Source organism: Prevotella pallens, from assembly GCF_900454935.1.
GTDB classification, from domain to species: Bacteria; Bacteroidota; Bacteroidia; order Bacteroidales; family Bacteroidaceae; genus Prevotella; species Prevotella pallens.
On sequence record NZ_UGTP01000002.1, the window covers coordinates 108,908 to 125,583 of the forward strand.

The following is a 16,676-nucleotide window of genomic DNA, read 5'->3' on the forward strand; positions in this document are numbered from 1 at the left end:
GCTGTTTAAGCCTCTTGGTTCTCCTCTATGCGTGTCGGTATTGTCGTTCTTGCGCTCGATAACAATCGCATAGAGTTTATAAAATCCGCTAAATTGTTCGTTAGGTCTATTGCCTGCACCAAATCAATAAGAGTGCTGTTTTTAAGCCAGCGAACAAAAAACTCTGTATGCTCGTTTAATAGCTTTTCATTTTCCCACTCGTTACCCAGTACGGCTATTGCCACAATCTTTGCCATACGCTTGTTATGTGCTGCAAATAACCTGCGTGCCTCCTGTCTTGGTGCTTCTTTTAGCTTATTCTCATCAATAATAAGCTCTATATACTCCATAGAGAGCCTATCCAGTGTAAAGGCGGTTGGCTCTTTTACTATAAACTCACGCTGCTTATCCTCAACAATGGTTTGTGTTTTTTTGAGCCACTTGCACCATTGGAAGCGTGGTATTTTTACTTTCTGCTTCTCTGTATAATCCACAGTAAAGCTAATCCCTTTGTTTATGAGCAGGCGCAATTCCTTTCTTTCCGCCTCCAAAGCCTCTAATGCCTTTGTATTATCTTCCATACTCGTAATACTTGTTAGTAAAAAAGCCCACTATGCAATAAGCACGGTGGGCTTTACTCGGTATTATCCAACCCCACGTTATCCAGGGAATGAACTTGTTTTCTTCTTTGCCTTAATGGTGGCTACACCCGATTTCTTTGGTTTGAGTGGGGTAACGGTAAAGTCCACAAGGTTAATGCCCTGTGAGGACATTTCTGCGTTAAGCACCGCCTCAATATCTGCACGTGGAATGGTGTAAACCAAACCTACTTCGGGAACAGCTCTAATGCTGGCTTCGATGTTCTCATCGGTATCGCTCCAGCTCCATTCTGCTTCATCTGCATCTCCTGCAACAGTACCACCCAAATAGGCTTTGAGAAACTCTACATCGGGGTCCATTATAGAGAAAGTAAGGATAGGTACTTTCTTCTTTCTCTTGCGCACCTCTGGTGCGCTCTGTCCCTCCTCGTAATGTTCTGTTACATCTGCCGATTCCTGTACCAGCTTACAGGTGTTTTGGTAGGTCTTGCCAATCTTTTTGTAAGTTTTAGCCTCGCCTCCATCTTCTGAAATTGCACCTACTTGTATTTCGGTCAATCCTAATGAAATCAATCCCATACTCTTTACTTTTATAGGTTATGAAAATTAAATCTTATTTTGAGCCATATACGGTGGCAATGTAGTGCTGCCTCCTCTATAACATCCTGCGCAACGCACTCGAAACTCCCCCAGCTTTCGCTGTAATACTTTTCCAACACCTCGTATGCAAGCCCTGCAAGCTGCTTGATACGCTGCGTGTCAGCATCAGTATTGGAGGCATCGCTTTGCGTTACACAGTCTATCTTATCGGGAACATAGATGTTTACGTTGCTTGTGCCTAATTGCACTGTGCCACTCTCAATAGAGAGGCTGCTAATGATGCAGTCTTCAACCTTTGGTGGCTGTGTGCGTACAGGCTTTTGGCTTTTCTTTATTACGCCTGTAAGCTCCTTTGCCAGCTTAGAGTTGTTTAATACCACATACAGAATATCGTCCTGTACGGTGTTAAACTGCATCCCTTTCCGCAACACTATTTTATCTACATTTTTATTTGCCATCTTATAAAGCTACCTTGTAAATCTGCTTCTTCAAATCTTTCAATATGGTTGGTACTTTTTGCAAGGCGTATCTCTCTGCGCTATCCAGTACATCTTTGTTAAGGCTCTCAACATAATGAGCATAGTGCATACCAGCTACCACAATCAGCACATAGCCCTTTGTATATTTGGTTGCCAGCTCCTCTGCTAATGCTTGCCCCTCTAAAATGCCACTGTTATTAGCAGCAGAAACAATCTTGCTTTGTACACGCTCCTCAAAATTTTTGCAAATAATATCTCCATTGCGTACCAGTACATAGCCTATTGAGTTGCGCAAATTACCTGTAATGTCGTTGTACGTTCCTTTCTCTCTTGCAATGCTTACACATTGTTCGCCAATATACTGCATTATAACCTCTAATGCACGGTGTATGCGTAAAGCATACTGGCTGATAGAGCTGTGTACATCGTCCTTACCGAAATTAGCCTTAAACCCATATTTTGGCATAGTGTTGGTATTTTTTGTAGCGTAATACAGAGCCTATAACTTGCACCTCTCCTGCCTCACTTAACACCCTTACACGTGCATTGAGAGGCACGGCTGGGGAGTGTTTGGGGAGAAATATATTAGAGCTGTATTCTATGGCTTTTGCATTTACTGTTGAAAGTACTGCACCAGCCTTAGCAGGTTCTTCTCTGCATTTAGAGAGAGTTACCCAAATAGGCTTACCGCCTACCAAATCGCCAACCTCATTACGAGTTTGAGCCTCTACTTGCTCTATTTCCAGCAAATCTCTGTATCTACCTCCCATAATTAAAACATATTAGAAGCGTGAGAGAGCGTAATAACTGCATCGGGGGCAAACTCGGAGGCATCTATACCGTTGCTTTTGCAGAGGAATAAAATCCTATCCTTGAGCTTATCGTTATAGCTTTGCGAGTATTCGCCCTCTTTCTCGGAGGTTAGAGTAATATACTTTTGGAGTGTGAATATGGCTGCCAGTGCAATTACACGCTCATTATCGGGCGTATATTCGTCCTTTATGCCATACGTTACCCCTGCTCTTTTGCAAGCAGATAATAACGCCTTTTCAAACTCCAGCTCATACTCATCTGTACAATATGGTTTAACCTCGCAATATATAGCCTCTAAGTTTGTCATACCGAATGCTTGTTATTAAAGTCCTCTTACTTGGTAATTGACAATACTATCAATTTCCGTAATAATAGGCAATGCTCTCCAACTTGCTTGCGTGTACTCTCCTGCCTTTTGTCCTGTGCTTTCGCCAGTTTGCCACTTGGCAATACGCATACCGTTACCAGCATCTGTGTACTGCACGTTTGGCTCTTCAATGATAGCATTGTCCTCAAATGCAGGTTGTACCTCTCCAATCTTGCCAGCAGGCTTGAGCGTAATAACATTATCATTCCACGGATTGATAAGCTCGGTTTTACGCTTTCCGTCCTCTGTAACAGCATTACGCTTGTTAATGAGAGTGATTGCTGGCAATTCAAACTGTTGCAGCATTGCATTGAGTTCAGCAGGTGTTACAGCCTGTCCGCTCTTATCTGTACCCTTAATTGCTCTGCGTACAGCAGGACAGTTAATGAGCCACGCATACACAGAGGGCGACATACAGGTTTCGCCAAACACAATACCCTTGTTTTGGAATGTGTAGCGAATATCAGCCAACTCCTCAAAAGGATTTACCTTGCTCTCATTCCCCTTTTCCCAGTTATTGGTTGCTTTCAGGATATTCTCCTTTGGCATATTGTAGTCCACCTTATAGGTGCGACCATCGGGGTTATTAAGAGTAGGGGTAAACTCTGCTACACCCTTATTTGACATAGCCTGCAAAATGATATGGTCAGCCGTATCCTTGCAACCCAAATAAGCCTCCTTAACCTCTCCCATAAGGATTTTGTACACCTCTTGGAATTTCTGCTGGTCGGTATAACGCTTGCCGCTCGCCTCTAAAATAGAGAGCATTTTGCGCATCTTCTTAGCAGACATACCGAAACGGTGTCCCATACGGGGAATTTCTTCGCTAAAGGTCTTAAAGCCATCGGTAGGGCGCAACGGAGTTGCAGCATCGTTACCAATTACGCTTGCCATAAAGCGCACGTTGTAGGTTGCTTGAATTGCATCTGCGGTCAAATCCATTTGTGGCAAATTGTAGTCGAACCACTTATCAACATACAGTTGCTCGAAAATAGTTTTGTTTTGCAGAGAGGCTTTATCAAAGAAAATTCTCAATGTTGCCAGCAAATCCACTGGAACGCTGGGCAAACTTACTTTACTAAAAATAGAATCCATAGTTATTTACTCCTCCATAGTTTAACGGCTATTGGTATAGCTTACCTTTGTGCCTTTGAGCAATGAACCCTCCATAAGTGTTGCAGGAACAGGGGGAACTCTGCGAGCGTACACCTCTCCATTGCCACTATCACGAGTAACATCAATGCCAGTGTCTGCCAACTCCTCCTTAATCTCTGCATCAGAACCCTCTCCAATGGTAATAGAGTTAGGCTCTGCAACCAGTTTCACATTAGCTTCGTTGGCTACAACCTCAAACAGAGCATCACCAACAGTAAGCCCCTCAATAGCTTTATTCAATGTGATTTGTACCCCTGCTTCTGTATTAGCAACGGCTGTAATCTTAGGACAAACTGCAAGTGTTGCAGCCAAATCCTTTGCTACAATGTCGCCAACAATAAACAGAGGCTTGCTAAACTCATCAGCCTCAAGCGTAACCTTTTTAGTATCGCCTGCGATTGCTACAACTCTTGCGCTCTTAATGAGCGTTGCCAAACGTGTTGCCTCATCAACATACGCCAATGTACCAAAAGGTACAACTGCACCAGCAGTAAGGTTTGTTTGGGCTGGATTGAGCGTAAAACCCCCTGTAACCTTTACAGGTGGCATAGTGGTGCAATGTCTATCACCACCATAGTTTTGGAATTTACGTTTCATACCACTTGTTTTAATAATTACTTAGCATACTCACTTAGCATAGTTTCCGCCAAATCGCTCTCTGCTTTTTCTCTTTCCTCTTTGGAAACACTGCTATCAACTGGCTTTAAGCCTCTATCAACAAGGCTTTGCTTGTATTTACCTAAATACTCCCCAACATTGACATCTGCTGGAATTGTAACAAACTCCATATCTGCCTCTGTTAGCCCCAGTTTTTGCATCTCGCTCGCAATTACAACATTGCGCTGGCTTTCGCCCAACTGCTTTTGCAAATTGCCGATAACTGTGTTTTGTTCCTCAATCTTTGTAGAGAGGTTTTCGGTTACTTTTTTGATAATAGCCTCAATGGAAGCCTCATTCAGTTTTTCCTCTTGCTGCTGTTGTTGTTTGGGGTTCTTGTTTTGCGCCCATCGGGTTGCCTCTCCTTGCATTGTTTTAAGGACAGGCAAAAACTCATTTGCACGTGTTTCAATAGCCTCGTCTGTTGCATCATCTGCCAAACCATTGCTTGCAATGCCAGCAATTTTTTGGATAGATTCTTCTGATAGCCCCATGTCCTTGCATTTTGCTACCAATAATTCTAGTAACTTTTTGTTCATACTATACTAATTTGCTTTATATCGGTGGCAAATATAGTCTTATTTATTTTAAGCGTGCATATAATAAACGTACAACTTTTGAAAGTAATTCATAACCAGTCAAATATGAATACTGTTACAAAAGGTTAAATAATTGGATTTATTCATTTGAATGTTTGGTGTATTGACTTCTTCAAACTACATTTGCATCAAGTTAAGCGTGAATATACGAAACGCTTTTAAGGGTAAAAGTTGAATAAATGAATTATAAAGCAATGACAAATGAAGATTTTAGCAACGCTGTTGCACTGGTAAGCGAAAGCCCTAACATAAAGGTAGCTTTTAATGTGCCTGTTAAAGACCATTACAGCAATGTTTATAAATTGCTCATACTTGAGAGTAATTCTACTATAATTAGTAAGTTCATAGAGGCTGGTTATAGTTTGAGTATGTGCGCAAAAGGTTTGGTAGTTGATAAATTTTAATGGTATGGGACAATTTAGCTGGATTACACAAGACACGAAACATCGTATTGTAAACGATGAGCCTTTTACAGTGTATATGGTAGATGATAAAGGCAAGCGTTATAAGGAAACCTGTTATGAGGGTTACGGAGTGTTTGGAGGTAAAGACTATTATGAGTTGCTGGCAGAAATGAATGGCTATGGCTCGGATAGAGAAAAAGGTATTGAGCTTGCGTTTGAGGGTGCGCCTTGTGGAGATAACCCAAATGTAAAACACCCCTCTATTACAGAGAATGGGGAGTATTACGGAGGTATAGCACCCGAAGCAGACCCCGAACAGGGCTTTCCTGCATACGTTTATGATGATGATTTGGAGGATATAAGTGAGGAGTGGGAAGATTAGGTAATACTTTTATAATTACGGAATATGGTAAAAACAATCAAAGCAAAAGTACGTGTAAAAATTACTACTGAATTTGGTAGGTATTGCTTAGATGAGATACACGGCTTAAAGGAGGGTACAGAATTAGAGGGGAAGTATAACCCAAAGAACAAAGCATTTGATTTTACTTGGAAAGGTACAGATGCTATGTTGTGGGTGGGGCAAAATGCAGAGTTAATAAGTTAAATACAGGGCTGGTGCAAGCCAGCTCTATTATACAGAGTGAGTATGACAACAAAACAGTTAAACAAGGCATTGGAGATTGTGCGTTTAGATGGCGTACAATTTAATACACCAAATGGAGTAGCTAAAATATATGGCTATGGCTTCTATGTTGTTGGTAAAGGCTACTTGCAGTTTAATACCGATGTAATACCTTATACACCTTGTGGAGGTAAGGAGACGTTAGAAAGCATCGTACAAGCTGGTGGCTTTCTCAACTATAACAATATCACATTTGTACAACCAATTAAATAATATAGCAATGGAAGAGATTACACGTAGAGCCTCTGTAATGGCACTTAAAGACCTTGCGTACAGAGCGCACCAATGGACGAGTTTCCACCCCGAAAAGCGTGGAGAAATGTTATTGAATGATTGTGAAACAGAGTTACAGGCGTATTTGGCAAAGTTACCAGCAGAAATGCACGAACACTTTGAGCAACGCTACTTGGAATTGTATGCTAAATGGCTTAGTGCTTGTAGCCGTTGTATCTCCTCTTTTATAACTGGACCCGCAAAGTTCCCTGTTAAGCGTGCAGAGAAACTTAATAATTGGGAGCGTGGTGCAAGGGAAAAACTTGATAACTGGGCAAAGAGGTTTGTAGATAGAGTTTGTAACCCCACACAACACAGGCTTACTGGCTGGGCTGAAATAGAACGCCTACAAGACAAAGTAGAAAAGCTAACTGCATTGCAGGAGGCTATGAAATCAGCCAATAGCGTTATACGCAAAAAGAAGCTCACAGAGGAGGAGAAATTAGATGAGTTGGTAGCTCTTGGATTTTCAGAGGCAAATGCTAAAACGCTACTCGAAGAGCCTCAATACTCATTTATGCGCAAAGGCTTTCAGCAGTACCAGCTTACAAACAACCTTGCTAAAATCAAAGATGCCCAGCAGCGCATAGCACGCCTACAAAATATGGTAGATAGAGAAGATGCAGAGGATATGGTTAATGGTGTGAGGGTTGTTTATTGCTACTCGGAGGAGAGATTGAGATTGTACTTTGATGGCAAACCCGATGGAGAAACCATAAGCAAGCTAAAGAAAGCAGTTTTTAAGTGGTCGCCTCGCAATGGAGCTTGGCAAAGGCAGCTTACAAGCAATGCGATATATGCAGCAGAGAGAGTGCTGGGAGTAGAGAAATTAAACATAGGTAAATAACAAGATGCAAGGTGTACCAAAACAAGGTACGCCTTGCTACAATAACAAAGGTATTATGATTATAAGAACCAATTTAGAGATAGATAGAGCCATAACTGCTATTAGTAAGCGTTTGGAGGATAAAGCAATGAGCAAAGCCTGTAATGCAGCCGTAAAAGAGGGGTACACAGAGGCGTTGGCTATATTGAGAGAGCAAAGAAATGGTTATGAGGGTATAGCTGAAAGATGCCACACCATACAAGGCAGAGCTATTGCAGTACTGGCAGTTGATTTCTTGCGTGGAGAGTGTAATAAAAAAGTGTTGTGTAATGTGCCATTAAAAAAGTAAGGTATGGAGGAAAGTAAGTTTATACTGGTAGAGTTAAAAACGCCCTATATGGGGCAAACAAAGTGGTTATTTGGCAGTAAAAAAGCTATATATGATACCTTGCCAGCAAATGTTGTTGGTATAGCTCTTACCACTCTGCAAAACCGCTACAACTTAGAGGAGGTTTACGAGAACCCCAAATGCAAGATGCAGAAGTTAGTTTTACATAGAACGGTAACAAATAGAGGGAAAAGAAAATGATAGGTTCAGTAATTGGAGACTTAGTTGGCAGTACATACGAGTTTAAGCCAACAAAGGATTATAATTTTGAGTTTATGCCTAATGGCAGTGAGATTACAGATGATAGCATTATGAGTTTAGCCATAGCAGAGGCAATTATGTGTAATCAACCTTATGCAGAGCGTATGAGGCACTGGGGGCGCAAGTACCCTAACCCCAAAGGGGCGTATGGTGGCTCTTTTAATGCTTGGTTAGCCTCTCCAACGCCTCAACCATATAATAGCTTTGGTAATGGCTCTGCAATGCGTGTTGGTGCTATTGGCTGGGCTTTTAATAGCTTAGAGGAGGTGCAAATGGAGGCTTATAAAAGTGCAGAGTGTACACATAACCACACAGAGGGTATTAAGGGAGCTGTTGCCACTGCTACTGCAATTTTTATGGCACGCAAACGATACTCAAAGGAGGAGATAAAGCAGAAGATAGAACAGCAGTTTAGCTATGATTTGAGTTTTACGCTTGATGAGATACGCCCTACATACAGGTTTAATGAAAGTTGTATGGAAACAGTACCACAAGCAATAAAGTGCTATATTGAGAGCAAAGACTTTGAAGATGCGGTAAGGCTCGCTGTTTCGCTCGGAGGCGATGCTGATACGCTGGGTTGTATTACAGGTGGTATTGCAGAGGCAGGCTATGGCACAGAGAATATGCCAACAGAGTTTATGCGGGCTGCACTTATGGCATTACCAGCCGACTTGCACGATATTTTGATTAAATTCTATCAACGTTTTGTGTAGTTTTACTATTATACGGTGCATTTGTTTGGAGTACTCAATAAATAGAGCTATCTTTGCAGTATGTTTGGGTTTGAGGTTTGTACTCAACTCTTACTGCATACATACATTATAGCCAATTCGCTGTCGAAATCACCACCTCGAAAAGAATACAGGCTATATACCTATCCAATGGGCAAATTGTATCTGCTCATAACGTAGAGCTTGCACCAACGGATAGGTAGGTTTGTGGTGAACCTCGACAGCGAATGGTACGGCTCTACGTTTCTGCGTTTAGCACCTTTGTTGAGCTTACCAGTAGGAGAGGTAAAATTACAAACGTTAAACAAAGAATAAAAACTATGAAGAGATTATTTTTTATTTTTAGCCTCATAGGGCTATGTTTGGCTTTTGTTTCTTGCTCAAAGGAAGAAACAGAGCTAAAAACCATTACTAATTTAAGTGGTATTACTTGGTATAATACACACGTTTTATTCCACGAAACAGCAACGGGGGAGAGTAAGGGGTATCAAGATGCAGGTAAAATAGAAACTGGGCAATCTTTTACTGTAAATACAAGTCTTGAGTATTTCCATATTTTTGCAAAAGACCAAAAAGGGACTGGGCTGTTTTCAGACACACTCCGCTTTGTAAATGGGAAAGCAACCGTTTCATATACTAACATCAATAAGTAACATAAACCTATGAAATTAAAAACTTACACATTGTTAGCGTTGATTGGTGTAGTATTACTACTACTTTGCACTATGGTTTCTTTTGTACATAATATTACAGGGGCTTCGTGGAATGCTACTACTATACTGGTAAACAATGCTGCTTATTTAGTTGCATATAGTCTTATCGCTTTGTTTTTTTACAAATTATATAAAAACCAAAATTAAAATGGAAGATACTAACCAAATTCTTGGTGTACAAGAAACCCCTCAAGCTGTTAATAAAGAGGGTACACCATCATATCCAGCAGAGAGCATACTTAAAGGGGTTGCTATTGTTGTGCTGGTTGTAGGAGTTATAGCAGCTATTATATTGCTTGTTACTATGGGCTGGGTACAAGACCCTAAATATACCTACCATAAAGAGATGGTATTTAACCCAATGGGCTTTGTTATGTCAATCATAACATTATTATCCTCAATAACGACTTGGGCGGTACTTAATGTTTTAAGCAATATTTCAATTAACTTGTTTGAGATTAAAAAGCAACTCTAACAGTTAATACACGTTAAATAAAAGTTACTTCCAAAAGTTGTATATACAACTTTTTAAGTTGTAGTAAGGTTGTATTATATTTGCAAGTGTTTAGCATTTGCAGCAAGGTAGGGGAGGCTGCATTGCTGTAAAAAGATATCTAAGGAGCTTAGGCTGTTGTTGTACATCTCCTACATTAGTACACACGGCTTTTGCTCCTTGTTTTATTTAAGCACTTGCAGTATGAGTAATTTATCCGTATTCCAGTATAGCAATGCCCCTATTAGCTTTCGTAAGGAAACAGGGAGCTTGTTTGTGAACGCAACCGAAATGGCAAAAGGTTTTGGCAAGACAACAAAAGATTGGTTGCGTACAAAACAATCAGAAGAGTTTATCTCCTCATTATCAACCGTTAGGCAGATTAGCCCAACGGGATTAGTGCAAATTATTCAAGGTGGTAATCCCGAATTACAAGGCACTTGGATGCACGAAGATGTAGCGTTGGAGTTTGCACGCTGGTTAAGCCCTGCGTTTGCCATTTGGTGCAATGATAGGATTAAGGAGCTGCTACAAATAGGTTTTACAGCTACACAACCTACCATTGAGCAGCTTGTAGAGAACCCCGACCTAATTATAGAGGTTGCAAGCAAGTTGAAAATGTTGCGCCAACAAAATGCAGAGCAACAAAAGCAAATAGCAATTCAAAATAGGCAATTAGATAGCCTTACAACGGAGGTTGTAGAGCTGCAAAAGAAAACAGACTATATTGAGGTTATATTGAGCAGCAAGGAAACTGTAACTATAACCCAAATAGCGCAAGACTATGGTATGAGTGCCAAAGCATTTAACAAGGTGCTGGCAGACCTCAAAATACAGCGTAAAGTAAATAAGCAATGGATATTATACACTCCATACCTTAATATGGGCTTTGTGCATAGCAAAACCATACAAATAACACATCATAATGGTACTATTGGCACGGTGCAGCATACAGAATGGCGACAAAAAGGGCGTTTGTTTTTGTATGAGGAGCTTAAAAAGCACAATATCCTACCAATGATAGAACGTAAATGATTTATTTAGACTAACTTTGCAGGCAATGGATAAAAAATATAGGTACTACAAAGGAGAGCGTACCAACCCCTTTGAGGAGGTAAATGATAAGCAAGGTGCTTGGTGTATGCGCTATAATGAAATAGCTGCAATGTTTTGGTATGTGGAATACTACTGGGCTAATGGAGCTGACAAATATAGTAAATTAGAGGAGCGCAACCCTGCATATTTCTTTGAGAAATACAAAGAGCCTCAAAAGGAGTTTGCAAACATTATAGATGCTATAATAGAGTTTTCTACTCACTCTTTTGCTCACAAGCTCATTAAAAACGGCTGCAAGCAGTGGATAGAGTACCTGTATAAGCACGGTATAGAGGAGAGGTTTTATAAACCTCAATTTGAGGTTACAGAGGATTATCCTACATATTTTAGGTGGTACAAAGGAGAGGCTACCAATCCTTGGTCTTACTTAAAATCAGACAAAGAGGTAAATGCTGGCTTTTGGTGGGATTTTGAATTTATGTACCTCAAACAGCATTTTGGCAATATGCCCAGCATAGAGGTATTTACTCAACACCTTAAAGGGTATTTGTGCAACATAGAGGCTAATAGCCTACATTTTATAGAGCCTCAACAAATCGTATTGGAAGAAACAAGCTATATGGCAGAATACCCGAAGTAGTAATACACGCTTCGGGTATTCTCGTTAAAGTATTTCTTCTAACTCAACACACCAGCTACCAACTCTTGCAATGTCGGGCTTAGTAGCTTTGTACACCCTCAATACACGGAATTTGCTACCAGCTCTAAATACATATTCGTCCTCTCCCATAAAACGGCTAATAGGATTAACATCAACGCCAGTTTTACCTCTTACAAGAAAGGTTAAATCTGTACCAAACCCATCGGCTACTCGTATATCCCTTGTTGTACTCATAGGGTTTAAGCTAACCCATTCCCTGCCACTACTATAAGCACTCTGTATATCTGCCAGCATTTGTTGTGCAGCTGGTTTGCTTAAACGTACTCCTCTATATGTGTGGCTATTATATCTTGGCATCTTTTCACACACACCATTATAGGCTTTTAGGTAGTCCTCTATGAGCTTTACAAATTCATCATATACACCAGCTTGTTTCATTTTTGGCATTGCCCAGTTTATCCAATCGTCAGCTTTATACGCATACTCATTAACAAAGTTACTACCTGCTGTGTACCTACGTAATATAGAGAGTTCTTTTGCTGGTAGCCCTATTTTTTTAGCATAACTTTCACAGGCTGCACTTTCATACTCTCCACCTACTGAACCACTATACACTCCAAAACCATTGGTATTGGTTTTGTGCGTTAAATAGTCTTTTATGGCTTTCTTAACCTCTGCATCTGTATAGCCTCCTATATGTGGCAATTTTGGGTTAATACTTTGGTACTTTACACCCAAATCTGTTACATAATCAGCCAAAGCATTTTGAGCTTGTAGAACTGCACTTGCTCGATAATCTCCATTATTATTTAAGAGTGCTTTTTGAAATTCAGCGTGCAGTCGGTTATACTCTTTTGCCTCTTGTGCAGAGTACACCGATGTCATATCATATTTACTTGTACTCCCTTTGCCAACACCTTTTTTAATTAGGCGTGCTAAACGCTCTTTGTTTAACCTATCAATTTCTTTTTGTGCAGTTTCTAACTTAGCCTTAATAGCATTCTCATCAAGCGTTTGGCTGCTCATTAGTTGCTGTAATTCTGCTACTAATGTTTTTACCTTTGTACTTTTTGTTGTTTGGGCAAAAACAACGGCTGCATCAACATCGGGTTGCAGAGCTTTTATTGCAATCTTTGTATTGTATTGCTCCTCCAGCTTTTCAAAGAAATATATAAACTTTTGGGTTGTGGGATATTTGTTAGGGTTGAGTTTGGCATAATACAACTCTTTTTGGATAACCTTTTTAAGGAATAGCTCATCGGTATCGTAAATGCTTGACTTACCGATGTGCTTTGCCCAGTTCTCCATAAATACCTTTGCATTAGCCTCTCCAAACTCCAATGTAAGCCCATACAGGTTAGGCATATTCTCATACTCTGCAAGTGCCAGTTTTTTAGCCCCTGCCATTTCCTTTGCCAGCACCTTAGTAGCCTTGCTTATTTCTGTTCTGCTCTCACTCTTAACGATTGCTTGTAGTGGTGCTGTATCAACGCCCAGTAAGTCATAATGTCCTTTGTTAGCTGCGTTTATAACATTGTTGGCAACCTTAATAGCTTTCTTATATGCCGTTACCTCTGCCTCAACTTGTGTTTTAATCTCTGCTATGCTCTTTACGAAGCTGCTCCCATCGTTTACCACCTCTAACGTATAGTGCGTTATATTGGTGGTCTTGCCTGCGTGTGTAATAGCCTTAACCTCCTTGCCTGTTACTTTAAGTTTGGTATTAGGTAGGAGCATTGCCGTTTGTTCTCCTCCAATAGTGGTTTGTAGGTATCTACTGCCAGCAGGTAGCTTTATAACACAAATTGCACCTGTGTCAGCAGCGATAGAGCCTTTTTCAAGCGCAACAGAGCATAATTTACTATAATTCGTACCAATATACCGACTACCAGCAAACAAGCCTGTGTCACCATTTATTACAGCTCCCAGCGCATCGTTATCTAATACGGCTACAAATTGCGCCTCTGTTTTGGCTGCAAACTTAGCTTGTGTGGCTATCTTTTCCAGCTCTGCAAGCTCTTTTGTGTTTATATATGTTGAGAGGGTATTATTACCCTTAGCAGCCTCTTGCATTATAGCAGCCAATTCCTCTTTGTCTGCCAACTTGCTTAACTCCTCAAACTGTACACCTGTTGCAGGAGGAGCTGTACAGATAGGGAAACCTCCAGCTTTGCCAGCCTCAACATAATTGCTACATTCTGCAAACTCCTTAGCAGTGAGCGGTTGCACTTTGTTTATTGCCTCAAGCTCCAACTCTTTATTGGCTAATACTTTCTTAAAGTTTGCCAGCCCTGCCTCATTTTTATGCTCCCTTAACCACTTAAAGCCTTTGCCTATTTCTCCATTCTTGTAATTATCAGTTATAAAGTAAGGCAAAGAGGCTGCGTTGCGTATGCGCTCCTCGTTGTCTGCAATCCAACCAGTAAAGCCTGCTGGTACATCTGTAATCATACCAGCAGGTGCAAACGTACTTGTGTCCTCTCCGTTAAGTATAGCCTCTGTTAGTTGCTCCAGCTCGTTATCCTTGCAGAGTATAGGCACAATGTAACAATAGCAGTGAGGATGCCAACCCTTAAAAACAAACTCTTTGGGGTACTTACCCTGCAAATCATCGCATATATCAGTACAGGGGTGGTTATGGCTTAGTTTTACCTCATAGCCCAGCACAAACTCCATTTGTTGCCAACGTGTAATGTCGGCTGTCCTGTAAGCCATATTGGTTTCAGTTCTTGCCAAACGCATAGCGTTCTTGTAACTGCTCCTGTACACGCCTTGCCCTGTATGGTAATTCTTAGGGTTATCGTCCACCCAGTAAAAGGTATCTGTTTCCTTATCATACCTCCTGCGTTTCCATTTGCGCCCATAAATAGGGTTGCCCTCCTCGTCCTCTCCAACCTTATAACGGAATCTACGGAAGAGGTCATCGGGGTTATTAAGGTACTGCTTAACCTTGCGGTTGAGCGTGTCAGAACTTAACCCTTGCCCTATACCCAAATCAAGTGCTACCTCAAGGTCTGTTTTAGCTTGCCCCACATACTGCCAAACACGTTGTGAGAGGTTCAATCCGTCCTGCCTGCGCTCAAAAAAGCTATTCATAGCCTCTTTGTTGCGCTGGAAATAACGTGCATAGTGCTTATCCTCTATGCTGTGTTTTCCAAACAAGCCCTTAACCAGCTTATCGGTTGTGTCGTTGGCATAGTTCCACTCCCTTACAATGTTACCTCGCAAGGATTGGTACACCTCGCTATATAGCTGCCTTAGTTTGGCTTGAACGTCTGGTGCTACATCTTTATAATCCGCAAATGCAAATGGCTTATCTTCGTTAATATCCAGCTCCTCACACATAGCCACTATTTCGCCTATGCGCTTCTGAAAGGTATCACGCACGGCAAGCGCATACCACTCGGTACGCTTGCCCAGTTTAGAGTATATGTCTTTATAATCTAATCTTGCCATTGTATCAATGTTTGTTTATAAATAGTAGCACCAGCGCAAAAATGTTTTATTACTCGTAATTGAATACGCTATTTTTTGCCGTTTCAGCTTCTTTTGCCTCTTTCTCTTCCTCCTCTTTCTTGATGCGCTCTTTCTCCAACTGCTTATCTCTTACCATTGGGTTAATCTCAACAAAAGTTTCGGTACTCAAACCACCTGCTTGCTTAACTTTAATAGCAGTTGTCATAGCCTCAACAATATCCTCTCCAAATGGCTCTTGGTACTCGTGCTTTACTTTGAGCTTCATAAGCTCATCGTGTAGCTCAATGTTGGTAACATTGGCAAGTATAGCTATAATGAGGTTGGCAGTACGCTTGAGGTAATCATCGTGTGTTTCCTTGCGCATAGAGGCTTTTACCTCTGCAAGCACCATCATTTGTTTTAGAGCCTTAGCAGATACGTTGGTTAGCTTACTCATTGTATCAAAATCAATGTTAGGCGTAAAGGTGTTGCGGAAGATATGCCTTTCGTTATCCTCGCTCTCTTGCTTTTTAAGCTCATTAGCCGTATCAGGTACAAGGTATTTGAGTTCTCCCTTTTCTCCCAGCACATACAATTTGTTTTCTGTGTCCTTTTCGGGCAAACCCTTTACAACATCAGCAGTAGCCACCAGTGCAGGGTCTGCCATATAGTCGTTTACATCGGCTGTACGGCTTTTCATATACTCTTGGCGTTCCATAATGGCAGTAGCTCCGTCCCATTCCTTTTCCTGCTCAAAGAGTATAATAGGCTTTTTACCTGCATAGTTGATTTCTTGTTCAACCTCCCAGCCCATAGAGGCACGTTTGCAATGGTATGTGTAGTTGTCGGTGTATATATCCACATAGTAGCTTGTGCTATTACCCCTATCTCGTAGGTAGTAGCCTCGTGCAAAGTACAATAAGCGGTCGTACTGGTCTTTTATGTAGTAAATATCATCGCCCAGCGATTTTGCCAATACCTTAATGAGGCAATCAGCCTTACCCTCCTTGTTGCGGTAACAGTGAAAGAGCAACGCACTCTTTTTCTCTGCACCTGCCAAACGCTTTGCCTGCCTAATGCGTGCGTTAAAGTGCGTATCATCTATAAAGTCGGTATAAGCCTTGTAAGCTCTATCCGTTTCCTTTGAGCATTGTACCCACTGTACAGGGCGACCATAGATGAAAACAACAGCCATTTCGTTAATGTACTTTGGATAGGAGAGAGGGAGTTTCCACCTCTTTACCCAGCCTGTAAAATTGCCGTTCTTATCAAAAGTAGCCTTATCCATACGCTCCATAATGGGGTGCGTTTCAATGTTATACTCTTTGAGAGCTTTTGTTTGCTCAATGTTGTCGTTACTCATTAGAGATAATGCACCTCCGATGTTGCCAGCATTTACAAGCTCCTCAAACGATTGTTGGTAGCCAACAGCCGTTTTGAATTTGCTAAAAAATAAATCAATAACACTCATATCTATA

Annotated in this window: 23 protein-coding genes; 12 read left to right on the plus strand and 11 right to left on the minus strand. The window is 41.1% G+C overall.

The features are described 5' to 3' along the window. Positions 1-5: 5 nt before the first annotated feature. From DX009_RS09605 to DX009_RS09645, 9 genes are all read right to left on the minus strand, one after another. A complete protein-coding gene (locus DX009_RS09605; RefSeq protein WP_115083910.1) occupies positions 6-560 on the minus strand; it encodes a hypothetical protein in 555 nt (184 codons plus the stop codon). Between the two features lie 78 nt (positions 561-638). Continuing rightward, complete coding sequence (locus DX009_RS09610) at positions 639-1,157, minus strand: hypothetical protein (RefSeq protein ID WP_061450356.1); 519 nt, start codon at positions 1,155-1,157, stop codon at positions 639-641. 11 nt (positions 1,158-1,168) lie between these two features. Further along, positions 1,169-1,636, minus strand: a complete 468-nt coding sequence (locus DX009_RS09615) for a hypothetical protein (protein ID WP_115083911.1) — start codon at positions 1,634-1,636, stop codon at positions 1,169-1,171. Position 1,637: 1 nt separating this feature from the next. After that, positions 1,638-2,123: a hypothetical protein gene (locus DX009_RS09620; RefSeq protein ID WP_061450358.1), complete on the minus strand. Its 486-nt coding sequence runs from the start codon at positions 2,121-2,123 to the stop codon at positions 1,638-1,640. Continuing rightward, the gene (locus DX009_RS09625) at positions 2,104-2,427 is read right to left on the minus strand and encodes a hypothetical protein (RefSeq protein WP_061450359.1); all 324 of its coding nucleotides are present in this window, start codon (positions 2,425-2,427) and stop codon (positions 2,104-2,106) included. The genes DX009_RS09620 and DX009_RS09625 overlap by 20 nt, the downstream gene beginning before the upstream one ends. Positions 2,428-2,429: 2 nt before the next feature. Then, the gene (locus tag DX009_RS09630) at positions 2,430-2,777 is read right to left on the minus strand and encodes a DUF6706 family protein (protein ID WP_061450360.1); all 348 of its coding nucleotides are present in this window, start codon (positions 2,775-2,777) and stop codon (positions 2,430-2,432) included. A gap of 15 nt (positions 2,778-2,792) precedes the next feature. Then, complete coding sequence (locus tag DX009_RS09635; protein ID WP_115083912.1) at positions 2,793-3,932, minus strand: major capsid protein; 1,140 nt, start codon at positions 3,930-3,932, stop codon at positions 2,793-2,795. A gap of 21 nt (positions 3,933-3,953) precedes the next feature. Next, positions 3,954-4,589 (minus strand): hypothetical protein, encoded by a 636-nt coding sequence (locus tag DX009_RS09640; protein WP_115083913.1) that lies wholly within the window; start codon positions 4,587-4,589, stop codon positions 3,954-3,956. A 17-nt stretch (positions 4,590-4,606) separates the two neighbouring features. Beyond that, a complete protein-coding gene (locus DX009_RS09645) occupies positions 4,607-5,188 on the minus strand; it encodes a hypothetical protein (protein WP_115083914.1) in 582 nt (193 codons plus the stop codon). 254 nt (positions 5,189-5,442) lie between these two features. Between DX009_RS09645 and DX009_RS09650 the strand changes: the two genes are divergently transcribed. From DX009_RS09650 to DX009_RS09705, 12 genes are all read left to right on the plus strand, one after another. Further along, positions 5,443-5,652, plus strand: coding sequence for a hypothetical protein (locus DX009_RS09650; RefSeq protein WP_147278676.1), 210 nt, complete (start codon positions 5,443-5,445; stop codon positions 5,650-5,652). Positions 5,653-5,656: 4 nt separating this feature from the next. After that, on the plus strand, positions 5,657-6,034 hold the full coding sequence (locus DX009_RS09655; RefSeq protein ID WP_147278677.1) for a hypothetical protein: 378 nt from the start codon (positions 5,657-5,659) through the stop codon (positions 6,032-6,034). A gap of 24 nt (positions 6,035-6,058) precedes the next feature. Next, on the plus strand, positions 6,059-6,259 hold the full coding sequence (locus tag DX009_RS09660) for a hypothetical protein (RefSeq protein WP_115083917.1): 201 nt from the start codon (positions 6,059-6,061) through the stop codon (positions 6,257-6,259). A gap of 42 nt (positions 6,260-6,301) precedes the next feature. Continuing rightward, entirely contained in the window at positions 6,302-6,550 is a 249-nt protein-coding gene (locus DX009_RS09665; protein ID WP_115083918.1) for a hypothetical protein, read from the plus strand. A gap of 7 nt (positions 6,551-6,557) precedes the next feature. Then, positions 6,558-7,457 (plus strand): hypothetical protein, encoded by a 900-nt coding sequence (locus DX009_RS09670; RefSeq protein WP_115083919.1) that lies wholly within the window; start codon positions 6,558-6,560, stop codon positions 7,455-7,457. Positions 7,458-7,461: 4 nt separating this feature from the next. Then, complete coding sequence (locus DX009_RS09675) at positions 7,462-7,785, plus strand: hypothetical protein (protein ID WP_036932256.1); 324 nt, start codon at positions 7,462-7,464, stop codon at positions 7,783-7,785. 3 nt (positions 7,786-7,788) lie between these two features. Beyond that, positions 7,789-8,025 (plus strand): hypothetical protein, encoded by a 237-nt coding sequence (locus DX009_RS09680; RefSeq protein ID WP_115083920.1) that lies wholly within the window; start codon positions 7,789-7,791, stop codon positions 8,023-8,025. After that, on the plus strand, positions 8,022-8,801 hold the full coding sequence (locus DX009_RS09685; RefSeq protein WP_115083921.1) for an ADP-ribosylglycohydrolase family protein: 780 nt from the start codon (positions 8,022-8,024) through the stop codon (positions 8,799-8,801). Before DX009_RS09680 ends, DX009_RS09685 begins: the two co-directional genes overlap by 4 nt. Positions 8,802-9,139: 338 nt before the next feature. After that, positions 9,140-9,472: a hypothetical protein gene (locus DX009_RS09690; RefSeq protein ID WP_147278678.1), complete on the plus strand. Its 333-nt coding sequence runs from the start codon at positions 9,140-9,142 to the stop codon at positions 9,470-9,472. Between the two features lie 208 nt (positions 9,473-9,680). Then, positions 9,681-10,007, plus strand: a complete 327-nt coding sequence (locus DX009_RS09695) for a hypothetical protein (RefSeq protein WP_115083923.1) — start codon at positions 9,681-9,683, stop codon at positions 10,005-10,007. Between the two features lie 222 nt (positions 10,008-10,229). Next, the gene (locus tag DX009_RS09700) at positions 10,230-11,060 is read left to right on the plus strand and encodes a phage antirepressor KilAC domain-containing protein (protein WP_115083924.1); all 831 of its coding nucleotides are present in this window, start codon (positions 10,230-10,232) and stop codon (positions 11,058-11,060) included. Between the two features lie 25 nt (positions 11,061-11,085). After that, the gene (locus DX009_RS09705; protein ID WP_115083925.1) at positions 11,086-11,721 is read left to right on the plus strand and encodes a hypothetical protein; all 636 of its coding nucleotides are present in this window, start codon (positions 11,086-11,088) and stop codon (positions 11,719-11,721) included. Between the two features lie 24 nt (positions 11,722-11,745). Here the strand turns inward: DX009_RS09705 and DX009_RS09710 are convergent, their stop codons facing one another. Beyond that, positions 11,746-15,198: an ADP-ribosyltransferase family protein gene (locus DX009_RS09710; protein ID WP_115083926.1), complete on the minus strand. Its 3,453-nt coding sequence runs from the start codon at positions 15,196-15,198 to the stop codon at positions 11,746-11,748. Positions 15,199-15,247: 49 nt separating this feature from the next. Further along, complete coding sequence (locus DX009_RS09715) at positions 15,248-16,669, minus strand: phage portal protein (protein WP_115083927.1); 1,422 nt, start codon at positions 16,667-16,669, stop codon at positions 15,248-15,250. Positions 16,670-16,676: the final 7 nt, after the last annotated feature.

What these genes read in the sequence shown, in the direction of transcription:
- DX009_RS09640 (WP_115083913.1), bottom strand. Translation starts at nt 4,589, where the DNA reads ATGAAACGTAAATTCCAAAACTATGGTGGTGATAGACATTGCACCACT.
- DX009_RS09685 (WP_115083921.1), top strand. Translation starts at nt 8,022, where the DNA reads ATGATAGGTTCAGTAATTGGAGACTTAGTTGGCAGTACATACGAGTTT.
- DX009_RS09695 (WP_115083923.1), top strand. Translation starts at nt 9,681, where the DNA reads ATGGAAGATACTAACCAAATTCTTGGTGTACAAGAAACCCCTCAAGCT.
- DX009_RS09680 (WP_115083920.1), top strand. Translation starts at nt 7,789, where the DNA reads ATGGAGGAAAGTAAGTTTATACTGGTAGAGTTAAAAACGCCCTATATG.
- DX009_RS09630 (WP_061450360.1), bottom strand. Translation starts at nt 2,777, where the DNA reads ATGACAAACTTAGAGGCTATATATTGCGAGGTTAAACCATATTGTACA.
- DX009_RS09610 (WP_061450356.1), bottom strand. Translation starts at nt 1,157, where the DNA reads ATGGGATTGATTTCATTAGGATTGACCGAAATACAAGTAGGTGCAATT.
- DX009_RS09655 (WP_147278677.1), top strand. Translation starts at nt 5,657, where the DNA reads ATGGGACAATTTAGCTGGATTACACAAGACACGAAACATCGTATTGTA.
- DX009_RS09620 (WP_061450358.1), bottom strand. Translation starts at nt 2,123, where the DNA reads ATGCCAAAATATGGGTTTAAGGCTAATTTCGGTAAGGACGATGTACAC.
- DX009_RS09615 (WP_115083911.1), bottom strand. Translation starts at nt 1,636, where the DNA reads ATGGCAAATAAAAATGTAGATAAAATAGTGTTGCGGAAAGGGATGCAG.
- DX009_RS09625 (WP_061450359.1), bottom strand. Translation starts at nt 2,427, where the DNA reads ATGGGAGGTAGATACAGAGATTTGCTGGAAATAGAGCAAGTAGAGGCT.
- DX009_RS09710 (WP_115083926.1), bottom strand. Translation starts at nt 15,198, where the DNA reads ATGGCAAGATTAGATTATAAAGACATATACTCTAAACTGGGCAAGCGT.
- DX009_RS09665 (WP_115083918.1), top strand. Translation starts at nt 6,302, where the DNA reads ATGACAACAAAACAGTTAAACAAGGCATTGGAGATTGTGCGTTTAGAT.
- DX009_RS09715 (WP_115083927.1), bottom strand. Translation starts at nt 16,669, where the DNA reads ATGAGTGTTATTGATTTATTTTTTAGCAAATTCAAAACGGCTGTTGGC.
- DX009_RS09645 (WP_115083914.1), bottom strand. Translation starts at nt 5,188, where the DNA reads ATGAACAAAAAGTTACTAGAATTATTGGTAGCAAAATGCAAGGACATG.
- DX009_RS09675 (WP_036932256.1), top strand. Translation starts at nt 7,462, where the DNA reads ATGCAAGGTGTACCAAAACAAGGTACGCCTTGCTACAATAACAAAGGT.
- DX009_RS09650 (WP_147278676.1), top strand. Translation starts at nt 5,443, where the DNA reads ATGACAAATGAAGATTTTAGCAACGCTGTTGCACTGGTAAGCGAAAGC.
- DX009_RS09670 (WP_115083919.1), top strand. Translation starts at nt 6,558, where the DNA reads ATGGAAGAGATTACACGTAGAGCCTCTGTAATGGCACTTAAAGACCTT.
- DX009_RS09705 (WP_115083925.1), top strand. Translation starts at nt 11,086, where the DNA reads ATGGATAAAAAATATAGGTACTACAAAGGAGAGCGTACCAACCCCTTT.
- DX009_RS09700 (WP_115083924.1), top strand. Translation starts at nt 10,230, where the DNA reads ATGAGTAATTTATCCGTATTCCAGTATAGCAATGCCCCTATTAGCTTT.
- DX009_RS09635 (WP_115083912.1), bottom strand. Translation starts at nt 3,932, where the DNA reads ATGGATTCTATTTTTAGTAAAGTAAGTTTGCCCAGCGTTCCAGTGGAT.
- DX009_RS09605 (WP_115083910.1), bottom strand. Translation starts at nt 560, where the DNA reads ATGGAAGATAATACAAAGGCATTAGAGGCTTTGGAGGCGGAAAGAAAG.
- DX009_RS09660 (WP_115083917.1), top strand. Translation starts at nt 6,059, where the DNA reads ATGGTAAAAACAATCAAAGCAAAAGTACGTGTAAAAATTACTACTGAA.
- DX009_RS09690 (WP_147278678.1), top strand. Translation starts at nt 9,140, where the DNA reads ATGAAGAGATTATTTTTTATTTTTAGCCTCATAGGGCTATGTTTGGCT.